Here is a 1,730-nt window from a genome sequence, read left to right as displayed (position 1 = left end):
AAATAAGCCAGGGTAAGCACCATAAAAATTGATCCAAAATGTGAGATCGGGCAAGGATTATCAGGATATTAAGCCAAGATAACTCAGCACTATTAAAAGTTAATCTCAATAGTGTTTAGAATAAGACCTCCTGATCTGGGGGGGTGACATGCAAGCTAAAATCCTTACTGGGTAATAAGTTCAGCCCATTAGTTATAAAAAGATACATGCTGTTTGGGGCTGACCTTGGACTATGTTATAAGGGTTTGAGCTTTCAGAAAATCATGCGTAGGGTCAATTTGGGAGTTGATCTTTCCTGAGATAATTGGCCTCAAAGCTTTATATAGTAAGCTTTTAAGGGATCATGTCACCCCCTCAGCCTCCTGATTGATTCTTGCGCTTACCCTGGGACTTCGGAGCAGAAATATCTATTAATCTTTAGTTCGAGTGCTATGATATTTTTTGACCACAAAAAATATCAAGGTCAAAACCATGACTGTAGCTCAACCTTTGTATAACCTTTACCCTTTTTTAGAGGGCAAAACACGTAGCAGTGATGTACTAGACCAATCGTTATTAGAGTCAGTGCTTCAAAAAGCGGCTGAAAGCCGAGAAGTTCAGAAAAAGTATTTTGAGCGTTATGGTGCTACCCTTGTCGCAGCCGCTCGTGCCTTGGCTCAAGTGTATCGAAATGGCGGACGGCTTCTAGCCATGGGCAATGGTGGCTCTAGCTGTGACGCAGCCCATATTGCCATTGAGTTTATCCATCCCATTGGTGTAGGAAAACCCTCTCTTGAGGCGATCAATCTGTCACTGGATTCTACTGCAATTACTGCAATTAGTAACGACTTCGGTTTTGACCAAGTTTTCGCACGCCAGTTGCTAGCTAACGGACGAGAAGGTGATGCAATCATTGGCCTTTCTACCAGTGGTAATTCTAAAAATGTGCTGGGGGGTTTTGCCCAAGCCAAAAAAATGGGCATGGTTACAATCGCTCTGGTAGGGGGCAAGGGCGGCAAAATGGCAACAAGCCCAGATGTCGATTACTGCCTGATCGTCGAAAACACCAGCATTCACAGGGTTCAGGAAAGCCATCTGCCGACGTATCACATTCTATGGGATTTAGTCCACACGATTCTGGCAGGGTAGGGCATTCATTCGTCCTGAATAAGGAGTGAAAAAAATTATGACTGAACTTGTTGAATCTTTCCAATCAAAGCCAACTCAAACAATATTGCAAGATATCACAGGTCTTAGCAGTTCATTGACACCGAAGCTGAGACGCCCCGTTAAACTGATGGCAGTCTCTGGTGAGCAAACCCTTGCCATTGCAAGCCATAACCTCAATGGCATTGCTCTCGAACATCTGGAATTTGTCCAAGGTTACGGTAAGGCGGCATGGTCACTGCCCATTGATCGCGTTAATCATGCACTGGCGATCGCTCAAAAACCTGATGTTATCTTGACAACCTTCTCTGAGGTGATGACTATTCGGGGTTCTCAACAAAATCTCTCAGAAATTCGAGGGACAGGAGCTGATATCCGTACTATCAACTCACCCCAAGATGCCCTGAAAATTGCCCAAGAAAATCCTAGCAAACAGGTTGTTTTCTTTGCAGTAGGCTACGAAGATAGCGTACTAAGTACAGCGCAAACAGTTGGGCAAGCTGCTGCTGAAGGGATTAGCAACTTCAGCGTTTATTGCAACCACATGACCCTAATTCCGGCTATCAAAGCCATTCTGGACTACA

General features: G+C 44.3%; 2 protein-coding genes. Both read left to right on the top strand.

All coding sequences use genetic code 11. The annotated features are described in order from the left end of the window. The first annotated feature begins 471 nt into the window (after window positions 1-471). Complete coding sequence (locus F6K20_RS37135) at window positions 472-1,128, top strand: D-sedoheptulose-7-phosphate isomerase (protein ID WP_008183973.1); 657 nt, start codon at window positions 472-474, stop codon at window positions 1,126-1,128. Between the two features lie 37 nt (window positions 1,129-1,165). After that, window positions 1,166-1,730, top strand: a 565-nt coding sequence (locus F6K20_RS37130) for a HypD family hydrogenase formation protein (RefSeq protein WP_502708924.1), incomplete at its 3' end; no start/stop codon positions are given.

Origin of the sequence: Moorena sp. SIO2C4 (genome assembly GCF_010672485.1) — a bacterium.
Lineage (GTDB): Bacteria > Cyanobacteriota > Cyanobacteriia > Cyanobacteriales > Coleofasciculaceae > Moorena > Moorena producens.
This window is presented reverse-complemented; position numbering and strand designations above follow the sequence as displayed.